Source organism: Arthrobacter sp. Y-9, assembly GCF_029690065.1.
In the GTDB taxonomy this organism is placed as follows: domain Bacteria; phylum Actinomycetota; class Actinomycetes; order Actinomycetales; family Micrococcaceae; genus Arthrobacter_E.
In genome coordinates this window covers 1328764-1346374 of record NZ_CP121463.1, presented here as the reverse complement: position 1 = coordinate 1346374, position 17611 = coordinate 1328764, and the positions used below count along the sequence as shown (strand labels likewise).

Genomic DNA, 17611 nt, shown 5'->3' with positions numbered 1-17611 from the left:
GGAAGCGGCCATGATCTCGTTTGCTCCTTAGAAAGGAGGTGATCCAGCCGCACCTTCCGGTACGGCTACCTTGTTACGACTTAGTCCCAATCGCCAGTCCCACCTTCGACAGCTCCCTCCCACAAGGGGTTAGGCCACCGGCTTCGGGTGTTACCAACTTTCGTGACTTGACGGGCGGTGTGTACAAGGCCCGGGAACGTATTCACCGCAGCGTTGCTGATCTGCGATTACTAGCGACTCCAACTTCATGGGGTCGAGTTGCAGACCCCAATCCGAACTGAGACCGGCTTTTTGGGATTAGCTCCACCTCACAGTATCGCAACCCTTTGTACCGGCCATTGTAGCATGCGTGAAGCCCAAGACATAAGGGGCATGATGATTTGACGTCGTCCCCACCTTCCTCCGAGTTGACCCCGGCAGTCTCCCATGAGTCCCCGCCATTACGCGCTGGCAACATGGAACGAGGGTTGCGCTCGTTGCGGGACTTAACCCAACATCTCACGACACGAGCTGACGACAACCATGCACCACCTGTGAACCAGCCCCGAAGGGAAACACCATCTCTGATGCGATCCAGTCCATGTCAAGCCTTGGTAAGGTTCTTCGCGTTGCATCGAATTAATCCGCATGCTCCGCCGCTTGTGCGGGCCCCCGTCAATTCCTTTGAGTTTTAGCCTTGCGGCCGTACTCCCCAGGCGGGGCACTTAATGCGTTAGCTACGGCGCGGAAAACGTGGAATGTCCCCCACACCTAGTGCCCAACGTTTACGGCATGGACTACCAGGGTATCTAATCCTGTTCGCTCCCCATGCTTTCGCTCCTCAGCGTCAGTTAATGCCCAGAGACCTGCCTTCGCCATCGGTGTTCCTCCTGATATCTGCGCATTTCACCGCTACACCAGGAATTCCAGTCTCCCCTACATCACTCAAGTCTGCCCGTACCCACTGCAGAACCAGGGTTGAGCCCTGGCCTTTCACAGCAGACGCGACAAACCGCCTACGAGCTCTTTACGCCCAATAATTCCGGATAACGCTTGCGCCCTACGTATTACCGCGGCTGCTGGCACGTAGTTAGCCGGCGCTTCTTCTGCAGGTACCGTCACTTTCGCTTCTTCCCTACTGAAAGAGGTTTACAACCCGAAGGCCGTCATCCCTCACGCGGCGTCGCTGCATCAGGCTTTCGCCCATTGTGCAATATTCCCCACTGCTGCCTCCCGTAGGAGTCTGGGCCGTGTCTCAGTCCCAGTGTGGCCGGTCACCCTCTCAGGCCGGCTACCCGTCGTCGCCTTGGTGAGCCATTACCTCACCAACAAGCTGATAGGCCGCGAGTCCATCCAAAACCACAAAAGCTTTCCACCACCAACCCATGCGGGCAATGGTCGTATCCGGTATTAGACCCAGTTTCCCAGGCTTATCCCAGAGTCAAGGGCAGGTTACTCACGTGTTACTCACCCGTTCGCCACTAATCCACCCAGCAAGCTAGGCTTCATCGTTCGACTTGCATGTGTTAAGCACGCCGCCAGCGTTCATCCTGAGCCAGGATCAAACTCTCCAAAAAGAAATTCAAAACCCAGCAAACACCAATCCACCACAGGGGCGGCAAGATCAGTGATTACCAAAAAACATTGGTATCAAAAAAACATGACACACTATTGAGTTCTCAAACAACAGACATCCAACCGTCTATCCCGGACACGAAGGTTCCAGGACGATGAGGAAGGTTGTTTGCCGCCTCCGGGCGGTTCCGGATCCTTCAGGACCCTTTCCGTCTCCGTCGCGGCGACCTGATCAACTATACGCAGGTTCCGGCGTCTGCGCAAATTCAGCACCCTGCGGTGCCTCACCACCTGGAACTTCCGCGGAATTCCGGGGTTTTCGTGGGGTTTCGGACCATGGATCGGACCATTCTCCGCAGCCGGCAATTCTGTGAACCCGGCCACATCGGGGCTTCGGCATCGCTCCCGAACGCTCCCGGTGGCCCCGGGAGGACTGGACTCGGCGTTCCTCCCGACAGATGCTGGAGTGGTCAGTGCCGGAAGAAGCCGGCCCCTCCCCCGGACCAGGAGTTCGCATGCGCATCGCACTCGCCCAGATCCACAGCGGCGCCGATCTCACCGGCAATCTCGAAGCGATCCGTGAGTTCACCGCCCGAGCGGCCGAGGCCGGAGCGCGTCTGATCGTGTTCCCGGAAGCGACGATGCGGGCGTTCGGCAATCCACTCCAGGACATCGCCCAGCCACTGGACGGTCCCTGGGCCCGCGAGGTGGAGGGAATCGCCCACCAGTTCGGCATCACCATCATCGCCGGCATGTTCACCCCGGGCGTCGAGCCCGCAGGCGACGCCCGCGCCAAGGTCCGCAACACCCTGCTGGTGACAGGGCCTGAAGTCTCGACCTCCTATACGAAGATCCACCTCTACGACGCCTTCGGCTTCGCGGAGTCGGACACGGTCGAGCCGGGTGACGTGGCCGTGACGTTCGAACTCGACGGCGTGACCTTCGGCCTGTCCACCTGCTACGACGTGCGGTTCCCTGCCTTGTTCACCGCGAACGCCCTGGCCGGCGCCACCGTGCAGATCGTCTGCGCCTCCTGGGGACCCGGCCCGGGGAAGGTCGAGCAGTGGGAACTCCTCACGCGCGCCCGCGCGCTCGACACCACGAGCTACCTGCTGGCCTGCGGCCAGGCGGATCCCGCGTCGGTCGGCGTGGAGAATCCGAAGGGGCTTCCCACCGGGGTGGGACACTCCGGCGTCGTGAATCCGTTCGGACAGGACGTGGCGCGCGCCGACGGCGCCGTGCAGCTGCTCTTCGCCGAGCTCGACCTCGACGTGGTCCGACGGGCCAGGGAGGTCCTTCCGGTGCTCGCCAATCGCGTCGAGGTCTGAGCCCCTCCGGAAACGACGACGGCCCGCCACTCCCCGGCCCACCGTGAAGGTGAGCCGCCCGGGGAGGGCGGGCCGTCGTCGTGCGTCTCGAAAGGGCGGAAGGTCAGGCGACCGTGACGCTCGCGAGGTTCTTCTTGCCGCGGCGCAGCAGCAGGTACTTGCCGTGCAGCAGATCCTCGGCCGGCACCACGAAGTCCACATCCGTCACCTTGACGTTGTTGACGTAGGCGCCACCCTCGGTGATGGTGCGGCGGGCATCGGACTTGGACTTCACCAGTTCGGTCGCGAGCAGGAGATCCACCACGGCCAGGCCGTCCGCCGGCACGGTCGCGGAGGCAAGCTCCGAGGACACCGCCAGGAGCGTCGCCTCGTCCAGCACCGACAGATCGCCGTTGCCGAACACCGCCGCGGACGCCGCGATGACCTTCTCGGTCGCCTCGACGCCATGCACCAGACCGGTGACCTCCCACGCCAGGCGGCGCTGCGCCTCACGGGCGAACGGGCGCTCGGCCACGGACACGGCCAGTTCCTCGATCTCCGGACGGCTCAGGAAGGTGAAGACCTTCAGGCGGTCGATCACATCGGCGTCGGCGGTGTTCAGCCAGAACTGGTAGAAGGTGTACGGCGAGCACATGTCGCCGTCCAGCCAGATGGCGTTGCCTTCGCTCTTGCCGAACTTGGTGCCGTCCGAGTTCGTGATCAGCGGGGTGCCCAGCGCGTGCACGCTGCGGCCCTCCACCTTGCGGATCAGCTCGGTGCCGCTGGTCAGGTTGCCCCACTGGTCGCTGCCGCCGGTCTGCAGGACGCAGCCGTAGGCGCGGTTCAGTTCGAGGTAGTCCATGCCCTGGAGGATCTGGTAGCTGAACTCGGTGTAGCTGATGCCCTCATCGGAGTTCAGGCGGCTCGCGACGATGTCCTTCTTGATCATCGTGCCCACGCGGAAGTGCTTGCCCACCTCGCGCAGGAAGTCGATCGCGGACAGCGGCGCGGTCCAGTCCAGATTGTTCACCAGGCGCGCGGAGCTCTCCCCCTCGAACGAGAGGAAGCGCGAGACCTGCGCCTGGAGCTTCTCCACCCACTCGGCCACGGTCTCCCGGGTGTTGAGCACCCGTTCGGCCGTCTGGCGCGGATCACCGATCAGACCCGTGGAACCACCGACCAGCGCCAGCGGCTTGTGGCCGGCCAGCTGGAGACGGCGCATCACCAGGAGCTGCACCAGGTTGCCGAGGTGCAGGGACGGCGCCGTGGGATCGAAGCCGCAATAGTAGGTCACAGGCTCGCCGGCGAGGAGTTTCTCCAGTTCCGCCTCATCCGTGGACACGTGGACCAGGCCACGCCACTTCAGCTCCTGCCAGACGTTGGCAAAGGCGGAATCGTTCTTCTGCTTGGCGAGGGCGGAGCCCTCGATGGTTTCGCTCAGCTGTGACACCCCTCCAAATTAGCATTTCCCACGGGTTCAGACCTTCTCGATGCCCTCGGGGATGCGCCCGGAGGCGATCAGGCGGAGTCGCTGGGTGGGGCGGGTCATGGCGACGTACAGATCGCCCACACGCCCGTCGGCCTCGTCCAGGAGTTCCTCGGGCTCGAGGATGACGACACCGTCGAATTCGAGGCCCTTCGCCTCCTGCGGACTGATCACCACGATGTCCTGGTCGTAGCTGCCGGACCCCGTGCCGACGCGGCCGCCGTACTCGGCGCGCAGGGCAGCCTCGGCCGCGGCGCGGTGGCGGGGGCCGCTGATGACGGCGAGCAGGCCGCCGTCGAGCATCTCGAGCTCTTCGGGGACGGCGCGCACCAGGTGGGGCACGACGTCGGACGCGGACACCCGGTCGATCTGCGGCGCCCAGCGGCCTTCGCGGACCGCCTTGGGGGCGGAGACGATCTGACCGGCGGCGTTCGCCATCCGGACCGCGGCCTCGGCGATCTGCGACGGGGTGCGGTAGTTGACCGTAAGTTCCTCGAGACGCCAGTGATCACCGAACTCGGGGGTCAGCGCCGAGGCCCAGGACAGCGCGCCCGCGGCGGAGCTGGTCTGGGCGATGTCACCCACGATCGTGAACGACTTGAGCGGGCAGCGACGGGCCAGCAGGCGCCACTGCATGTGCGAAAGCTCCTGCGCCTCGTCCACCACCACGTGGCCGTAGGCCCAGTTGCGGTCCCCGCGCGCACGGTCCGCGGCGCTCAGCCGGTGGTGCTGCTCGGCGTTCCGCTCGGCGAGTTCCTCGGCGGTGAACAGCGGGTCGATGCCCATGTGCTCCATGTTCCGCAGGGTCGCCTTGGCGTTCTCCACGTCGCGCTGACGTTCCTGCTCCGCGAGGGCGGCGTTGCGGCCGGCGTGGACATCGTAGTCGCCCAGGAGTTCGGCGGCCTCGTCCAGGAGCGGCACGTCCGCCTCCGTCCAGGGGGCGTCGGCCGGGCGGAGCAGGAGCTTGCGCTCCGCCTCGGTGAACCCCGGAGTGCAGGCCTTCAGGATGTCCGGACGGGAGAAGAGCTCGGACAGGAGCTTCTCCGGCGTCATCGGCATCCAGGCGAGGTTGAGCGCCACCCGGACGTCGTGGGACGACCGGACGTCCTCCGCCAGGTACGAACGGTCCGCGCTGTTGCCCGGGTTGGCGGCCAGGACCTTCTCGGTGAGCTGCTCCGTGAGCTCGCGCAGCAGGATCTTGACGAACGTCCCGCGCGCCTCGTTGTGCGGCTTGCCGGTCTGGCGGGCCTTCTCCCGGGCGCGGGAGACCTGCTTGGGGCTCAGGGTCAGGCGGTAGCCTTCCACCTCGAGCGTCCGCGGCGAACGGAAGGTGCGCTGACGCTGCGCCACCGCGTTGGCCACGACGATCGCCATGGCCAGACGCCCCTTGAGGGCCGCCACCTGCGGATCGGCTTCCGGGACGGCGTCGATGCCCGGCATGAGCTTGCCGAGGCTGGCCATGACCACGCCGGTCTCACCCAGGGAGGGCAGCACCCTCTCGATGTACTTCATGAAGGACGTGCTGGGGCCGACCAGCAGCACGCCCGCGGACTTCAGCCGCTCGCGGTGCGTGTACAGCAGGTAGGCGGCGCGGTGCAGGGCCACGGCCGTCTTTCCGGTGCCGGGACCGCCCTGGACCACGAGGGCCCCGGACATCGAGCTGCGGATGATGCGGTCCTGCTCGGCCTGGATGGTGCTGACGATGTCGGACATCTGTCCGGTGCGCTTCGAGTTCAGTGCGGCGAGCAGGGCGCCCTCACCCTGATGGCCGGTCTGCTCCCCCAGCATGCCGGGGTCCAGGACGTCGTCCTCCATGGCCTTGAGCTCGCGGCCGGACAGGATCAGATGACGACGGCGGCGCACACCCTGCCGGTCGAAGGCCGTGGCCTGGTAGAAATGGCCGGCCTCGGGGGCTCGCCAGTCGACCATGAGCCGCTGCAGGTCCTCCGTGGACAGGCCGATGCGCCCGATGTACTGGGCCTCCCCGCCATCCAGGTCCAGACGCCCGAACACGAGCCGGTCCTCGACCGCGTCCAACTGGGCCAGCCGGTCCTCATACAGCGCTGCGAACGCGTCCCGCTCGGACACGTTCTGCATGCTCCCCACGGGTCCGCCCCGGCGCACGCGGGCGAGCTGCCCGCGCTTCTCTTCGCGGAGTTCATCCAGCCGGTGGTACAGGCCGTGGACATAGTCCCGTTCACGCGCCAGCTCAGCCTCGAGCATCAAGCAACTCCTCTTCGCCAAGGTTCCCCGCCATTGTCGATAACGGACCGTCCATTCTACAGCCATTCGGGTGAACGGAAGGGAACGTCCCGGCGGACCGGCGGAGGCGGCTGGCCGAGGGCACCGGATGGGACCCGGCGCGCCCGTCGGAGCGTGCCGCGGGCAGCCCTCTGAGGTGCCCGGTCAGAGCACCCGGGTCAGACCTTCTGGAGCGCGTGCACGAGGTCCAGATCGATGCCGGCCGCGGCCAGTCGTTCCCGGCCCGGGAGGCCGTCGAGCTCCATGACGACGCCGATCCCCGTGACCTCCGCGCCGGCGCGGGAGAAGAGTTCATGCGCAGCGGCGAGCGTGCCGCCGGTGGCGAGGACGTCGTCGAGCAGGAGGACGCGGGTGCCGGGCGCGAGGTCGTCCCGGTGGATCTCCAGCGTGGCCGTGCCGTATTCGAGGGCGTACTCCTGCGCGTAGGTCTCGCGCGGGAGCTTGCCGGCCTTGCGCACGGCGACGACACCCTTGCCGGAGGCGTACGCGGCGGCCGCGGCGAGCAGGAAGCCACGGGCCTCCACGCCTGCCACCACGTCGAAACGGCCCGCGTACGGTTCGACCAGTGCGTCCACCACGGTGCGGAAGCCCTCACCATCGGCGAAGACCGGCGTCAGGTCCCGGAAGACGATCCCGGGCTCCGGGTAATCCGGGATGACGGCGCAGAGCCGGTCGAGAAGGGCGATGGCGGATTCATGGGCTGTTTCAGGCACGCCCTCCATTTTAGGCCCCGGCGCCCGGCCGTGCGGACCGGAGCCGGACGCGGAGCGGGTGTTCCGCGCCACGCTCAGCGCGGCTTCGCCGGGCGGTACACGGAGACGCTCGGCTCGCCGTCGAGCCAGAACCGCCACGGATACTCCAGGCTGCCGCCCGCCCCGGAGACCCCTACCCGCGGCCCCGAGAGCACCGTGCGCTGGTCCGGGCCCTCAGCCGCGAGCGCGCTGCGGGGCACCCGGAGGTCCAGCGGCGGCGCGAGCAGGTCCGCGCCCGTGTCCGCCGTCGTGAGGGCCAGACAGGTCGCCAGCCGGGCCGGGCCGCGGGCGAGTTCGCTCTCCTTGCGGGCGGCCGGCCTGCGGCTCCACGCGAGAGCCGTGCCCTCGACCACGACGCCGGCGCGCAGGAGGATCCCCGAGGCCCGGCCTTCCGGGCCGCACACCAGGTTGGCGCAGTAGTGCATCCCGTAGGTGAAGTAGCAGTAGAGATGCGCGGGCGGGCCGAACATGGCGGCGTTCCGCGCCGTCTTGCCGCGGAAGCTGTGCGCCCCCGGATCAGGGAACTCGGAGTCCCGCTCACCGCGGTACGCCTCCAGCTCGGTCAGCCGGATCGCGACTGTGCCGTCCGATGTGGTGTGGCTGATCACCGAGCCGAGCAGCCGGGGCGCCAGCTCCACGGGATCCCCGCTCAGCAGATCGCGGACCTCGTCGGGGGTCAGGAGGTCCTGGTCGCGTTCCTCGGCAGCCGTCTCCGTCATGGCCCCGACGCTAGCATCCGCCCCTGACACGGGCCGTGCCCCGTCCCTGCACTGCCGTGTCCGAAAACCGCCAGTGAACGTGTCCGGAAACTGCCAGAATTGAAGCCATGGACTTCTGGCAGCGCTATCGGGCGATCGACACGAGGGACGCCCGCTTCGACGGGCAGTTCTACACGGCCGTCAAGAGCACGGGCATCTACTGCCGTCCCTCCTGCCCGGCCCGCACTCCCAAACCGGAGAACGTCGAGTTCTTCGAGACGTCCGCCGCCGCGCACGAATCCGGCTACCGCGCCTGCAAGCGCTGCCTTCCCGAGGCCGTGCCGGGCACCCCGGCGTGGAACGTCCGCTCCGATATCGCCGCGCGGGCCATGCGCCTCATCAACGACGGGCTGGTGGACGACGGCGGCGTCCCCGCCCTGGCGGGCCGGCTCGGCTATTCGACGCGGCAGCTCGGCCGCATCCTGAGCCAGGAACTCGGCGCCGGCCCGCTGGCCCTGGCCCGCGCGGCCCGTGCGCAGACGGCCCGGCAGCTGCTCGTGTCCACGGGGATGAGCCTGGCTGATGTCGCCTTCGCCGCCGGCTTCAACAGCGTCCGGCAGTTCAACGAGACGATCTCCGCCGTGTTCGACAAGACGCCGGGTCAGCTCCGGGCCACCGCGAACGGTCGACGCGACGCGGTCGGCGCACCGGCGGGCACACTGACGCTGCGCCTGCCGTACCGGGAACCGTTCGATCCCGGGGTGTTCCGTTTCCTGGCGATCCGTGCGATCCCCGGGGTGGAGATCGCGGATGAGACGTCGTATGAGCGGGCCCTCGCCCTGCCGCACGGTGTGGCGCATTTCCGGGTGTCGGCCACCGGCCGGGGGTATCTGGAACTGCAGATCCACTCCGTGAACCTGAAGGACCTCCACCGGCTCATCGCCCGGGTCCGCAGGCTCTTCGACCTCGACGCGGACCCCCTGGCCATCGACGCGGCTCTTGCGGAGGACCCTCGCCTGGCGGCGTCCGTGGCGGAGGTCCCCGGGCTCCGGCTGCCGGGCGCTCTCGACCCGCAGGAAATGCTCGTGCGCGCCATGGTCGGTCAGCAGATCACCGTGTCCGCGGCCCGGACGGCCCTCGCGGGACTCTCCGTCTGCGGCGAGCGGTTCGAGACACCTGCGCCCGCGCCTGCCGCGACTGAGGCGAGCCCCCACCCGGAGGGCCGGATCACGCGGCTGTTCCCGGCGCCGTCGTCGCTCGCGGAGCATGTTCCGGACCTGCTGCGCGGACCCGCCCGCCGGACGGCATCGTTGCAGGCGGCTGCCGCGGCCATGGCCTCCGGGGACCTGGAGTTCGGCTTCGGCGACACCCCGGAGACGCTCGCGGCGTCGCTGCTGCCACAGGCGGGCATCGGGCCCTGGACGGTCGGGTATCTCTCCATGAGGATCCTCGGCGCGCCGGACATCTTCCTGACGGGGGATGCCGCGGTCCGCAACGGGATCCGCGCGCTCGGCGGAGACGCCGGGGACCCGACCTTCACCGCCGTCTCCCCCTGGCGTTCGTACGCCACCCTGCACCTCTGGCGCCTGGCGGCCCTGCCGCGCGCCACCACCACGTCAAAGCCCGCGAACCCCGAGAGGAAAGCACCGCATCATGGCTGACTACACCACCCTCACCACGCCCGACGGCCCCTTCACCGTCATCGGCCAGGACGGCGCGGTCCTCGCGTCGGGCTGGACCGCCGACCTCGACGAGCTGCTCCCCCAGGTGCACGCGAGCCTGCGGCCCGCGGAGCTCAACCAGACGGGCCACCTCGGCGCGCTGACGGATGCCGTGCTGGCGTATTACGACGGCGAGCTGACCGCGCCGATGACCGTGCCCGTGCACCAGAAGTCCGGTCCGTTCCGCGAACACGCCTGGGACGTGCTGCGGGAGGTCGCGGCGGGCAGCCCCCTGACCTATGCCGGCTACGCCCTGGCCGCGGGGAATCCCAAAGCCGTGCGGGCCGCTGCCAGCGCCTGCGCGTTCAATGCGGCGGCACTGTTCGTTCCATGCCACCGGATCGTCCGCACCGACGGATCACTGGGCGGCTTCCGCTGGGGTCTTCCGGTCAAGGAGAGCCTGCTGGCCCGCGAGGCCGCGGCGTCCTGACGAATGCGGGGTCAGATGATGTCCCCCGGTCACACCGGAAGGGACATCATCTGACCCCGCAACGCTACTTCGTGGCCGGGACGCCGGATGGCCAGGGCAGCAGCTCCGGCAGATCGACGTCGTCCGCGGCGGCAGAGGCGCGCAGGGACGACAGGCTCGGCTCCCGCCCTGCCAGCCACGCGGCGATGTCCGTGAGCATGCCGCTCACCACCACGCCGTCGCCCCCGTGACCGAGCGTCCGGGGCGGCAGACCGAGGGGCTGGAGCACGAGGTGCCGCCCTTCCGGGACACGGGCCGCGAGGAAGTCCAGCAGGTGCAGGCAGAAGGCCTTGGACCAGGTCTCGGGACCGTAGTCGAGGCCGAGATCGGTGCCGTGGATGGTGAGCTCACGCCAGAGCGCGAAGGCTCCGTCCCGCACCACACCGTCCCGGTAGCTGATGGGGACGTCCCACTGCTGCGGTTCCAGGCTCCCGAGGGCGTCCAGGGCGCGGGCCGTCGCGGCCTGGACGTCGTCCCGGTGCTCCTCGGCGGTGTGACCCGCGGCGAGCTCGATGCGCGCCGTGCGGCCTTCGTAGCCGCCGTCGTACAGATCGATCCGCTCACCGCGCTTCGCGTACTCGACCTGCCGCGCCATCGCCTCGCTGATGCCCATGAGGTGGGCCAGGACGTGGCCCCGGCTCCAGCCGGGAAGGACCGACGGCGCCTTCACGGCCTCATCGTCGAGGGAGGCCGCCAGCTTGTTCACCAGGTCCGCGGCGGACCGGAGATCGCGGAGCAGGGTGTCGTCGGCGGAAGCGTGGTCCGAGGACCCGGAAGTGATCTGGCTCATGCCGCCATCCTAGGCCAGGGACGGCCGTTTCAGTGAGTGCTCATGAACCGGAATCCGTGCCGGACGCGCGAGAGGCCGGGTTCCGCGGGCATGCGGAACCCGGCCTCTCAGGGCACGGCGGCGAGGGCTAGGCCACGAACGACCGCGCCACGCTCAGCTCGGCTTCAAGCGCCTCAAGCTGACGTGCGACGGCGGACGGCGCGGTGCCGCCCTGAGCGCTGCGGCTGGCGAGCGAACCCTCGGTCGAGAGCACGCTGCGGACCTCGGGGGTCAGCTGCGGGGAGATGGCCGCATACTCCTCATCCGTCAGGTCCCACAGCTCCACGCCGCGGCTCTCGGCCTGCTTGACGGCCGCGCCGGAGAGCTCGTGGGCCTCCCGGAACGGGACGCCCTGCCGGACCAGCCACTCGGCCACATCGGTGGCGAGCGCGAAGCCCTGCGGCGCGAGCGACTGCATGCGCTCGGTGTTGAACCCGAGCGTCGCGATCATGCCGGAGACGGCCGGGAGCAGGAGTTCCAGGGTGTCCGCCGCGTCGAAGACGGGTTCCTTGTCCTCCTGCAGATCCCGGTTGTACGCGAGGGGCAGGCCCTTGAGCGTGGCGAGCAGCCCGGTCAGATCGCCGATGAGGCGGCCGGCCTTGCCACGCGCCAGCTCGGCGACGTCGGGGTTCTTCTTCTGCGGCATGATCGACGAGCCCGTGGAGTAGGCGTCATCCAGCGTGACGAAGGAGAACTCCTTGGTGGCCCAGAGGATGACCTCCTCCGAGATGCGGGAGATGTCCACGCCGATCATGGCCGCGACCCAGGCGAACTCCGCGAAGACGTCACGGGAGGCCGTGCCGTCGATCGAGTTGTGCACCGCCGAGAAGAACCCGAGGTCCGCCGCGACGGCCTCAGGGTCCAGGCCCAGCGACGAACCCGCCAGGGCGCCGGAGCCGTACGGCGAGACGCCCGCACGCTTGTCCCAGTCCTGGAGCCGCTGCACATCGCGCAGGAGCGCCCAGGCGTGGGCCAGGAGGTGGTGGCTCAGGAGGACCGGCTGCGCGTGCTGCAGGTGCGTGCGGCCCGGCATGGCGACCTCGGGGTGAGCCTTGGACTGCGCCACGAGGGCGTCCACCACGTCCAGCACGCGCGCGGCGATGATCCGGGCGTGATCCCGCAGGAACATGCGTCCCAGGGTGGCGATCTGGTCGTTGCGGGACCGGCCGGCGCGGAGCTTTCCGCCCAGGTGGGTGCCGGCGCGCTCGAGCAGGCCGCGTTCCAGGGAGCCGTGCACGTCCTCGTCGCTCTCGGCCGCCACGTAGGCACCGCTCGCGACGTCCTCATCCAGCTGCGTGAGGGCGGCCAGCATGCCGTCCAGCTCGGCGTCGTCGAGCAGACCCGCCTTGTGGAGCACGCGGGCGTGCGCCTTGGAGCCGGCGATGTCGTACCGCGCCAGGCGCCAGTCGAAGTGCGTGGACTTGCTCAGCGCGGCGAGTGCGTCCGCCGGGGCGCCGGCGAAGCGCGCACCCCAGAGGGCGCCCTCGTTCGTGCCGTGGGTTTCGGAGCTCATGCTCAGGCTCCCGCGACCCGCTGGTCGCGCGTGGAGGCGACCTTGGAGGACATGCCCCAGAGCTCGATGAAGCCCTTGGCCTGGGACTGGTCGAAGGTGTCACCGGTGTCGTACGTGGCCAGCGAGAAGTCGTAGAGGCCGGTGTCCGAGCGACGGCCGTTCACGATGGCCTGGCCGCCGTGCAGGGTCATGCGGATGTCGCCGGAGACGTACTTCTGGGTGTCCTCGATGAAGGCGTCCAGGGAGCGCTTGAGCGGGGAGAACCACTGGCCGTCGTAGACCAGCTCGGACCAGCGCTGGCCGACCGTGGCCTTGAAGCGGGCCTGCTCGCGCTCGATGGTGACGTCCTCGAGGTGCTGGTGGGCCGTGATGAGCGCCATGGCGCCGGGGGCCTCGTAGATCTCGCGGGACTTGATGCCGACGAGGCGGTCCTCGACGACGTCGATGCGGCCGACGCCCTGGGCGCCGGCACGGCGGTTGAGCTCCTGGATGGCCTGCAGCGGGGTGACGGCCACGCCGTCGATCGCGACCGGGACACCCTGGTGGAAGGTCACGACGACCTCGTCCGGCGCCGGCGGGAACTCCGGGGTGGCGGTGTAGTCGTAGATGTCCTTGGTGGGGGCGTTCCAGATGTCCTCGAGGTAGCCGGTCTCCACGGCGCGGCCCCAGACATTCTGGTCGATCGAGTACGGGTTCTTCTTGGTGGTCTCGATCGGCAGGCCCTTCTCCTCGGCGAAGGCGATGGCCTTGTCACGGGTGAGGGCGAGGTCGCGGACCGGGGCGATGCACTTCAGGTCCGGGCCCAGGGTCTGGATGCCGACCTCGAAGCGAACCTGGTCGTTGCCCTTGCCGGTGCAGCCGTGGGCGACCGTGGTGGCGCCGAACTCACGGGCGGCCTTGACCAGGTGCTTGACGATCACGGGACGGGAGATCGCGGAGACCAGCGGGTAGTGGCCCTGGTAGAGGGCGTTCGCCTTCAGGGTGGGCATGGCGTACTCGTTGGCGAACTCGTCGCGCGCGTCGGCCACGTAGGCCTCCACGGCGCCGCAGCCGAGGGCGCGCTGGCGAATGGTCTCCAGGGACTCGCCGCCCTGCCCGACGTCGACCGCCACGGCGATCACTTCGGCGCCGGTGGCTTCGCCGATCCAGCCGATGGCCACAGACGTGTCAAGGCCGCCGGAGTAGGCCAGGACGATGCGCTCAGTCACGTGAGTATCTCCTTCAGGAAGTGGTTTATGTAAAACTATACATGACTATGAGTAAGTATTCATAGCCTTCTGGATCAATTCGGATTGCTGTCCGCCATGGCCAGGAACCGGGCGGCGAGCGCCTCCCCGCCCTGGGGGTCCCGGGCGACCAGGAGCACGGTGTCGTCCCCCGCGATGGTGCCCAGCACGGACGGCATCACGGAGTGATCGATCGCCAGCGCCAGGAAGTTCGCGGCCCCGGGCGGGGTCCGCAGCACCACGAGGTTGGCCGAGGCCTCCGCCGTGACCAGCAGCTCGCCGCAGAGCTTCTCGAGGCGGGCATCCAGGATCTCCTGCGCGACGGCGCTCGTCGGGCCACGGTCGCCGCCCTCGCCGGGGACGGCGTAGACGAGACCGCCATCGCTCCCCCGGACCCGGACCGCGCCGATCTCCACGAGATCCCGGGAGAGCGTCGCCTGCGTGACCTGCACGCCGTCGTCGGCCAGGAGAGCGGCCAGCTCGGCCTGCGAGCGCACGCTCTCACCCCGCAGGATCGCGCTGATGCGCGCCTGGCGGGCCGTCTTGGTGGCCGGGCTGGTGGCCCCGGCGCCGGCGGCGGTCATCAGTCCAGACCCGGGACCACGGCCAGGCCCGAACGGTGCATGAGCCAGGCCATCACGGCCTTCTGGGCGTGCAGACGGTTCTCGGCCTCGTCCCACACGACCGACTGCGGGCCGTCGATCACGTCAGCGGCGATCTCGTACCCGCGGTACGCGGGCAGGCAGTGCAGCACGATCGCGTCCGGCGCGGCCTGCGCCATGGCCTCCTCGGTGACCGAGTAGTCACGGAAGAGCGTCATGCGGGACTCCTTCTCGGCTTCCTGCCCCATGGACACCCAGGTGTCCGTGGCCACGACATCGGCGCCGGACAGGGCCTCGGCCGCGTCGCTCGTGACGAGGACGCTGCCGCCGGTCTGGGCGGCGCGCTCCTCACCGGCCGCGACGATCTCCGGAGCCGGCAGGTACCCCTCCGGGCCCGCGATGCGCACGTGCATGCCCGCGTTGACCGCGGCCAGCAGGTAGGAGTTCGCCATGTTGTTGGCGGCGTCGCCCAGGTAGGTCAGGGTGAGCCCGGCCAGCGTGCCCTTGTGCTCGCGGATGGTGAGCAGATCGGCCAGCAGCTGGCACGGGTGGTAGTCGTCGCAGAGCGCGTTGATGACGGGCACGCGGGAGTTCTCCGCCATCTCCACCAGGCCCTGGTGCGCGCCGGTCCGCCACACGATCGTGGAGACCATGCGCTCGAGCACGCGGGCGGTGTCGGCCACGGACTCCTTGTGGCCGATCTGCGCCTCCCCGGGGTTGATGATGAGGGGGCTGCCGCCGAGCTCGGACACGCCGGCGCTGAACGACACGCGGGTCCGGGTGGAGGTCTTGTCGAAGATGACCGCGACGGTCTTGCGCGCCCGGCCCTCACCGGCGTACACGGCCAGGGAGTCCGGCTCGGCCTTGAGCCGCACCGCGAGGTCCAGGACCTCCTGCAGTTCGGCGGGGCTGAGGTCGGTGTCTTTGAGGAAGTGACGTACGGAAGTCATGGGAACCTACTCTGCCGCCGAGGCGGCCTTGGCCGTGGACAGGATGCCGGGGAACGCCCCGAGGAAGGCGTCCGCCTGGGCATCGCTGAGGATGAGGGGCGGCGCCAGGCGCAGCGTGTGCGGGCCCGGCGCGTTGAGAATGAAACCGGCGTCGAGCGCCGCAGTCACGAAGGCGGGCGCGACGTCGGCGTCCAGGTCGATCCCGATCAGCAGGCCGCGCTGGCGGACTTCCGTCACGCCAGGCGCCGCGGCCAGGCCACGCGCCAGGCGCTCACCCGTCGCGCGGACCTGAGCCAGGATGCCCTGCTGCTCGATCACGTGCAGAGTGGCCAGGGCCGCCGCCGTCGCCACCGGATTGCCGCCGAAGGTCGTGCCGTGCTGGCCCGGGTTCAGCAGCGCGGAGACCTTCTCGCCGAACGTGACGAGCGCGCCGATGGGGAAACCGCCGCCGAGCCCCTTCGCCAGGGTCATGGCGTCCGGCAGCACGCCGCTCTCCTGGAAGGCGAACCACTGGCCCGTGCGCCCCACACCGGTCTGGACCTCGTCCAGGATGAGGAGTGCGCCGTGCTCGGTGCACAGTTCCCGGGCGAGCCGCAGGTACTCGGGATCGAGCGGACGCACGCCGGCCTCGCCCTGAATGGGCTCCAGGACCACGGCGGCGGTCTGACCGTCGACCGCCGCGCGGAGCGCTTCCTGATCGTTGAACGGAAGGTGCTCCACCCCGCCGGGCAATGGCTCGAACGGCTCGCGGTAGGCCTGCTTGGCGGTGAGGGCCAGGGCTCCCATGGTGCGGCCGTGAAAGGCTCCCTCGAGCGCGATGATCTTCCGACGCGGACCTTCCGGCCCGTCCGCGTTGCGGCGCGCCAGCTTGAACGCCGCCTCGTTGGCCTCGGTGCCGGAGTTGGAGAAGAACACCTTGGAACCCTCGGGGGCGCCCGCGAGCTCCAGGAGCTTCTCCGCGAGCGCGATCTGCGGCGGTGACGCGAAGAAGTTGGAGACGTGGCCGAGGGTGGCCAACTGGCTCGAGATCACCGAGGTGACGAACGGGTGGGCATGGCCCAGCGCGTTCACCGCGATCCCGCCCAGCAGGTCCAGGTACTCCTTGCCGTCGGCGTCCCAGACCACGGCGCCCGCCCCGCGGACCAGCACGCGCTGCGGCGTGCCGAAGACGTTGAGCAGGGCGCCGGAGTAGCGCGAGAGCCACTCGGCGCCGCTGGCCGTGCGGGCGTCGAGGAGGCCTTCCTCCTGCGCGGGGGTGATGTCAGCGTGCTTCGCCATGCGCGTCACAGCCCTTCCGTGGTGAGGTCGGCGTCCGCGTCGCGGACCACCTGGGTGCCGATGCCCGCCGTCGTGAAGACTTCGAGCAGCATGGAGTGCGGGAGGCGGCCGTCGACGATGTGGGACTGCGGCACTCCCCCGTCCACCGCCTTGAGGCAGGCCTCCATCTTGGGGATCATGCCGGACTGCAGGCTGGGCAGCATGGCCCGCAGCTGATCGGCGGTCAGGGACGAGATGAGCGAGTCCTTGTCCGGCCAGTTCGCGTACAGACCCTCGACGTCGGTCAGGATCACGAGCTTGCTGGCGCCCAGCGCTTCAGCCAGGGCCGCCGCGGCGGTGTCCGCGTTGACGTTCAGCACGTCCCCGGTCGGGGAGCCGTCCGGCCCGATCTCGGGGGCGACCGTCGAGATGACCGGGATCCGTCCGGCCTCCAGGAGGTCGTGGATGGCACGGGGGTTCACGCCCACCACTTCACCGACGAGGCCCAGGTCCACGGCCTCGCCGTCCACCTCGGTGCCCGTCCGGATGGCCTGCAGCAGACCGCCGTCCTCACCGGAAAGGCCCACCGCGTACGCGCCGTGGTTGTTGATGAGGCCCACCAGCTCGCGGCCCACCTGGCCCGTCAGGACCATGCGCACGACGTCCATGGCCTCGGGGGTGGTCACGCGCAGCCCGCCCTTGAACTCGCTCTCGATGCCCAGCCGGGCCAGCATGGAGTTGATCTGCGGACCGCCGCCGTGCACGACCACGGGTCGCACGCCCACGTGGTGCAGGAAGACGATGTCTTCCGCGAAAGCCCGTCGCAGTTCCTCGTTGATCATGGCGTTGCCGCCGTACTTGATCACCATGGTGTTCCCGGCGAAGCGCTGGATCCAGGGCAGGGCTTCGATGAGGGTCTCGGCCTTGGACTGAGCCTGGCTGAGATCCCTCGTCATGCTGGAGGTCATGTCTCTCCTAAGGCGTG

14 protein-coding genes and 1 rRNA gene are annotated in these 17611 nt (G+C 68.9%); 3 read left to right on the top strand and 12 right to left on the bottom strand.

Annotated features, from left to right (window positions below; translation table 11 throughout):
* Positions 1-31: 31 nt before the first annotated feature.
* A 16S ribosomal RNA gene (locus P9849_RS05915) occupies positions 32-1556 on the bottom strand.
* 513 nt (positions 1557-2069) lie between these two features.
* On the opposite strand from P9849_RS05915, the gene P9849_RS05910 reads away from it, so the two are divergent.
* On the top strand, positions 2070-2882 hold the full coding sequence (locus P9849_RS05910) for a carbon-nitrogen hydrolase family protein (RefSeq protein ID WP_278268721.1): 813 nt from the start codon (positions 2070-2072) through the stop codon (positions 2880-2882).
* Positions 2883-2985: 103 nt separating this feature from the next.
* On the opposite strand, the gene tyrS is transcribed toward P9849_RS05910, so the two are convergent.
* The 4 genes from tyrS to P9849_RS05890 form a co-directional block, all read right to left on the bottom strand.
* Positions 2986-4302 (bottom strand): tyrosine--tRNA ligase, encoded by a 1317-nt coding sequence (tyrS, locus tag P9849_RS05905; protein ID WP_278269113.1) that lies wholly within the window; start codon positions 4300-4302, stop codon positions 2986-2988.
* 36 nt (positions 4303-4338) lie between these two features.
* Positions 4339-6570 (bottom strand): AAA family ATPase, encoded by a 2232-nt coding sequence (locus P9849_RS05900; protein ID WP_278268720.1) that lies wholly within the window; start codon positions 6568-6570, stop codon positions 4339-4341.
* Positions 6571-6767: 197 nt separating this feature from the next.
* Entirely contained in the window at positions 6768-7322 is a 555-nt protein-coding gene (locus P9849_RS05895; protein ID WP_278268719.1) for an adenine phosphoribosyltransferase, read from the bottom strand.
* Between the two features lie 74 nt (positions 7323-7396).
* Positions 7397-8080 (bottom strand): DNA-3-methyladenine glycosylase, encoded by a 684-nt coding sequence (locus P9849_RS05890; protein WP_278268718.1) that lies wholly within the window; start codon positions 8078-8080, stop codon positions 7397-7399.
* Between the two features lie 107 nt (positions 8081-8187).
* Here P9849_RS05890 and P9849_RS05885 point away from each other — a divergent pair, with 107 nt between their 5' ends.
* Both P9849_RS05885 and P9849_RS05880 read left to right on the top strand, forming a co-directional pair.
* Positions 8188-9720, top strand: coding sequence for an AlkA N-terminal domain-containing protein (locus tag P9849_RS05885; protein ID WP_278268717.1), 1533 nt, complete (start codon positions 8188-8190; stop codon positions 9718-9720).
* Complete coding sequence (locus tag P9849_RS05880) at positions 9713-10210, top strand: methylated-DNA--[protein]-cysteine S-methyltransferase (RefSeq protein WP_278268716.1); 498 nt, start codon at positions 9713-9715, stop codon at positions 10208-10210. The genes P9849_RS05885 and P9849_RS05880 overlap by 8 nt, the downstream gene beginning before the upstream one ends.
* Before the next feature lie 64 nt (positions 10211-10274).
* Here P9849_RS05880 and P9849_RS05875 read toward each other — a convergent pair whose 3' ends face one another.
* The 7 genes from P9849_RS05875 to argB form a co-directional block, all read right to left on the bottom strand.
* Positions 10275-11039, bottom strand: a complete 765-nt coding sequence (locus tag P9849_RS05875; protein ID WP_278268715.1) for a maleylpyruvate isomerase family mycothiol-dependent enzyme — start codon at positions 11037-11039, stop codon at positions 10275-10277.
* A 127-nt stretch (positions 11040-11166) separates the two neighbouring features.
* Positions 11167-12591 carry an argininosuccinate lyase gene (gene argH, locus P9849_RS05870; protein WP_278268714.1) on the bottom strand — a complete coding sequence of 475 codons (1425 nt, stop codon included), beginning with the start codon at positions 12589-12591 and terminating at the stop codon, positions 11167-11169.
* A gap of 2 nt (positions 12592-12593) precedes the next feature.
* Positions 12594-13799: an argininosuccinate synthase gene (locus P9849_RS05865; RefSeq protein ID WP_278268713.1), complete on the bottom strand. Its 1206-nt coding sequence runs from the start codon at positions 13797-13799 to the stop codon at positions 12594-12596.
* Positions 13800-13873: 74 nt separating this feature from the next.
* Positions 13874-14401 (bottom strand): arginine repressor, encoded by a 528-nt coding sequence (locus tag P9849_RS05860; protein WP_066217342.1) that lies wholly within the window; start codon positions 14399-14401, stop codon positions 13874-13876.
* Positions 14401-15369: an ornithine carbamoyltransferase gene (gene argF, locus P9849_RS05855; RefSeq protein WP_278268712.1), complete on the bottom strand. Its 969-nt coding sequence runs from the start codon at positions 15367-15369 to the stop codon at positions 14401-14403. The genes P9849_RS05860 and argF overlap by 1 nt, the downstream gene beginning before the upstream one ends.
* Before the next feature lie 6 nt (positions 15370-15375).
* A complete protein-coding gene (locus tag P9849_RS05850) occupies positions 15376-16647 on the bottom strand; it encodes an acetylornithine transaminase (RefSeq protein ID WP_278268711.1) in 1272 nt (423 codons plus the stop codon).
* A gap of 5 nt (positions 16648-16652) precedes the next feature.
* Positions 16653-17594: an acetylglutamate kinase gene (argB, locus tag P9849_RS05845; RefSeq protein WP_278268710.1), complete on the bottom strand. Its 942-nt coding sequence runs from the start codon at positions 17592-17594 to the stop codon at positions 16653-16655.
* Between the last annotated feature and the right edge of the window lie 17 nt (positions 17595-17611).